Source organism: Pseudomonas sp. AGC41, assembly GCF_057334555.1.
The window spans coordinates 42,097-46,457 of sequence record NZ_JBHFJB010000115.1; the positions used below are offsets into that span (position 1 = coordinate 42,097).

The window sequence follows — 4,361 nt, forward strand, 5'->3', positions numbered from 1 at the left end:
GCCGCGGCAGCGCCTGGAATGCCGGCGCTTGCAGTTGCTGCTGGTCGGCGCTGACTTTCAGGACCCATTGCTGCTCGTCGTCGTTGAGCGGCTCGGCGCGGCTGAGCAGCTCTCGCTCGCGGGACGGCCGGTACTGGATGCTTTCCACCAGTCCGGCTTCCTTCACTGCCTTGACGGTGTCGGTGGGGATTGCCGTCAGCGGGAACTGTTCGGTCAGACGCAGGCTCGGACGCGCCACCTGCAGCAGTTCGAGGAGGCGATAGGAGCAGTTTTCGTCGAAGAAGAAATAGTCGAACTGGATCTGCTTGAGTTCCCACACATGCTCGACCATGCGTTCGGTTTCCGCCTGGCTCAGGTTGAGGCGGTATTCCCACAGGTCGCGGTTCTCCAGGCTACGGTACTCGGAGAGTTTCTCCTGGTACGGCACCAGGGCGAACAGACCGGGATAGCCGCCCATCAAGCCCTTCCAGGCGTAAAGCAGGCTGTTGTCGGAGCCCTCGATGTAGGCGCCGAAGTTGATTGCGTAGCTGAGCAGGGCGGTCTTGTCGCTTTGCACGTCGGCCTGGTCGATGCGCAGCAAGGTATGGCCGAACATCGAGGAAGGACTGTTCAGGTACGCGGCGGGGAAAATCATCACCGCGCTGTGGGGCGATACGTCCTTGAACCACTGGGTGAATTCGCTGCAATTGACCGCCGGCAGGTCCGTCAGGTTGAGCTGCGCCTTGAGCCAGCGCGTTCGCGCCGGGTACACACACTGGGCATGTTGCTGGCCGGCACTGGCCGGGCCGTACAAGGCTTGCAACGTGGCGGTCAGCTCACGGTCGGGATGTTCATTGCCATCGCGTGCGAGGAAAAACTTGCGATCGCTGACATAGCTGCGCCAGCCACCGAGCTTGGCCGTTTCGTAGTGACCCAGGGAAATCCAGAAGCGGTCATTGGCCAGTTGCTGCAAACGTTGAGGATCGACATGAGGCGCGGCGGACAGCGGGGCGCACACACAGAGCGCCAGCCAGGCAAGGCGTTTGAGCATAGTCGGCTACTTGGAAAGTCGAAAAATAAAGACCGAAGGGGTCCCAAAAAGAAAAACCCGCTCCCCGAAAGGAGCGAGTGATGCCGAGCTTAAGCTTGAGTAGCGTACTTGGCCAGGCGAGGGTCGTTTTTCAGCACGGCCAGGGTGTTGGTATGCACGTCTTCGGCAGTCACGTCAGCCTTGCTGAAGATCTGCTGGAAGTGCTCGTGGGTCACAGCGGAGAAGTGCGCGCGGTCTTCCGGCGCCACGCCCAGTACCACGGCGTAGGTGGTCAGTGCTTCACCCTGACCCTTGGCCATGTCTTCGGACAGCTCGTTCATCATGCCATTCATGGCCAGCCAGGACTTGCCACCGTAGGTCAGCGCGGCGTTGGTCGAGCAGCCGTTGGTGCCGGAGGTCATGCCGAAGGTGGCGTTGCCGGAAGTGCCGTTGGTGGTGGATGCGAGGAAGTGCGCCGGGGTGCCACGCTGGCCTTCGAACAGCATGTTGCCCCAACCGCAATCCGGGCCGCCCGGCGCCTGAGCCATGGCGTTGATGGATACAGCGGTGAAGAGAGTACCGAGAAGAATCCGTTTCATAGCTATGTTCTCTTTATGTGCATACCAATGGACAGGGTCTGGCCCCTACAGCAGCCAGTGGGCCGGTTATTGTTCCAGCCGCGCAGTTTGGAGTTTAGGCACGTTCCGAGGGTTCCGTGACATTTTGCAAAAACATTATTTGAAATCACCTGTTTACGGGCTTCTGCCGGTGGTGGGGCCGTCGACTATGCTTCGGCCTGAGGCGCTCCTTGCCAGTCAGGCATGGGCAGCGCCAGAATGCCGCTATCTGCCCCGCCTGATGTAAGGAAGCCCGATGCCTGATCCTGTTGCTGCCAGCTTGCGTTTAGCGCCAGAAGCGCTGACCCGTCCGTTTTCCGCTGAACAGTTCAGCTTCTCTACCACCAATGATCTGGAGCCCTTTCGCGGTGTGCTTGGCCAGGAGCGCGCGGTCGAAGCCTTGCAGTTCGGTGTGGCGATGCCACGCCCCGGTTACAACGTCTTTGTCATGGGCGAGCCCGGCACCGGTCGGTTCTCGTTCGTCAAGCGCTACCTCAAGGCCGAGGGCAAGCGCATGCAGACCCCGGCGGATTGGGTCTATGTCAATAACTTCGACGAGCCTCGCGAACCGCGTGCCCTGGAATTGCCGTCGGGCACGGCCGGGGCATTCATCGCCGACATCAATGGCCTGATCGACAATCTGCTGGCGACTTTTCCGGCAGTGTTCGAGCATCCGTCCTACCAGCAGAAAAAAAGCGCGATCGACCGCGCCTTCAACCAGCGCTACGACCGCGCCCTCGATGTGATCGAGCGCCTGGCGTTGGAAAAGGATGTCGCGCTGTACCGTGACAGCAGCAACATCGCCTTCACGCCGATGAGCGAAGGCAAGGCCCTGGACGAAGCCGAATTCGCCCAGCTGCCGGAGGCCGATCGCGAGCGCTTCCATGAGGACATTTCCAGTCTGGAGGAGCGTCTGAACGAAGAGCTCGCCAGCCTGCCGCAGTGGAAACGCGAGTCCAACAACCAACTGCGCCAGCTCAACGAAGAAACCATCACCCTTGCCTTGCAGCCGTTGCTCGCGCCGCTCTCGGAAAAATACGCCGAGAACGCCGCCGTCTGCGGTTACCTGCAGGCCATGCAGGTCTACCTGCTCAAGACCGTGGTCGAGCAATTGGTCGACGACAGCAAGACCGACGCCGTCGCCCGCAAGCTGCTGGAAGAGCAATACGCGCCGAGCCTGGTGGTCGGGCATCCGGCGAGCGGTGGCGCGCCGGTGGTGTTCGAACCGCACCCGACCTACGACAACCTGTTCGGGCGCATCGAGTACAGCACCGATCAGGGCGCGCTCTACACCACGTATCGGCAGTTGCGCCCGGGTGCCTTGCATCGGGCCAACGGCGGGTTCCTGATTCTTGAGGCGGAAAAGATGCTCGGCGAGCCGTTCGTGTGGGATGCGCTCAAGCGCGCCCTGCAATCGCGCAAGCTGAAGATGGAGTCGCCGTTGGGTGAGCTGGGGCGACTGGCCACGGTGACCCTGACGCCGCAGCACATCCCCTTGCAGGTAAAGGTGGTGATCATCGGCGCCCGCCAGCTCTATTACGCCTTGCAGGACCTGGATTCGGACTTCCAGGAAATGTTTCGCGTGCTGGTGGACTTCGACGAAGACATCCCGATGGGCGACGAGAGCCTGGAACAGTTTGCCCAGTTGCTCAAGACCCGAACCTCGGAGGAGGGCATGGCCCCGCTGACCGCCGATGCGGTGGCGCGCCTGGCCACTTACAGCGCGCGCCTGGCGGAGCATCAGGGGCGCCTGTCGGCGCGCATCGGTGATCTGTTCCAATTGGTCAGCGAAGCGGACTTCATCCGGCAGTTGGCCGGCGATGACATGACCGATGCCGGCCACATCGAGCGCGCCCTGAAGGCCAAGGCGACTCGCACCGGACGGGTTTCGGCGCGGATTCTCGATGACATGCTGGCCGGGATCATCCTCATCGATACCGACGGCGCGGCCGTGGGCAAGTGCAACGGGCTGACCGTGCTGGAAGTGGGCGACTCGGCGTTTGGCGTGCCGGCGCGAATTTCCGCCACGGTGTACCCCGGCGGCAGCGGTATCGTCGACATCGAGCGTGAAGTCAACCTCGGCCAGCCGATCCACTCCAAGGGCGTGATGATTCTGACCGGGTACCTGGGCAGCCGTTATGCCCAGGAATTCCCCCTGGCGATATCGGCCAGCATCGCCCTGGAGCAATCCTATGGTTATGTGGACGGTGACAGCGCCTCCCTGGGCGAGGCTTGCACGCTGATCTCGGCCCTGTCGAAGACGCCGTTGAAGCAGTGCTTCGCCATCACCGGTTCGATCAACCAGTTTGGCGAAGTGCAGGCGGTCGGCGGGGTCAACGAGAAGATCGAAGGGTTCTTCCGCCTCTGCGAAGCCCGTGGGCTGACGGGAGAGCAGGGCGCGATCATTCCCCAGGCCAACGTTGCGACCCTGATGCTCGATGAAAAAGTGCTGGCCGCGGTGCGCGCCGGGCAGTTCCACGTCTATGCCGTGCGCCAGGCCGACGAGGCATTGAGCCTGCTGGTGGGCGAGCCTGCCGGCGAGCCGGACGAGAACGGCGAGTTCCCGGAGGGCAGCGTCAACGCTCGCGTGGTAGAGCGGCTACGGGTGATTGCGGAAATGATCAGCGAAGACGACATCAAGGAAGCGGAAAAGGAAATGGCCCAGCAGGCGCTGGTGGAGGCGAAGCCGGCTTGATGTTTTCCTGATTGTCGCAGGTACCCTTGTGGGGGGGGGG

3 protein-coding genes are annotated in these 4,361 nt (G+C 62.2%); 1 reads left to right on the forward strand and 2 read right to left on the reverse strand.

Annotated elements, in window-relative coordinates:
- Both ACE04F_RS19340 and ACE04F_RS19345 read right to left on the reverse strand, forming a co-directional pair.
- Positions 1 to 1,030 (reverse strand): Lnb N-terminal periplasmic domain-containing protein (locus ACE04F_RS19340; RefSeq protein WP_486109185.1); only part of this gene is annotated, 1,030 nt, incomplete at its 3' end.
- An 89-nt stretch (positions 1,031 to 1,119) separates the two neighbouring features.
- Positions 1,120 to 1,608, reverse strand: coding sequence for a DUF3015 domain-containing protein (locus tag ACE04F_RS19345; protein ID WP_030140293.1), 489 nt, complete (start codon positions 1,606 to 1,608; stop codon positions 1,120 to 1,122).
- A 274-nt stretch (positions 1,609 to 1,882) separates the two neighbouring features.
- On the opposite strand from ACE04F_RS19345, the gene ACE04F_RS19350 reads away from it, so the two are divergent.
- Complete coding sequence (locus ACE04F_RS19350; protein WP_486109187.1) at positions 1,883 to 4,321, forward strand: Lon protease family protein; 2,439 nt, start codon at positions 1,883 to 1,885, stop codon at positions 4,319 to 4,321.
- The last annotated feature ends 40 nt before the right edge of the window (positions 4,322 to 4,361 follow it).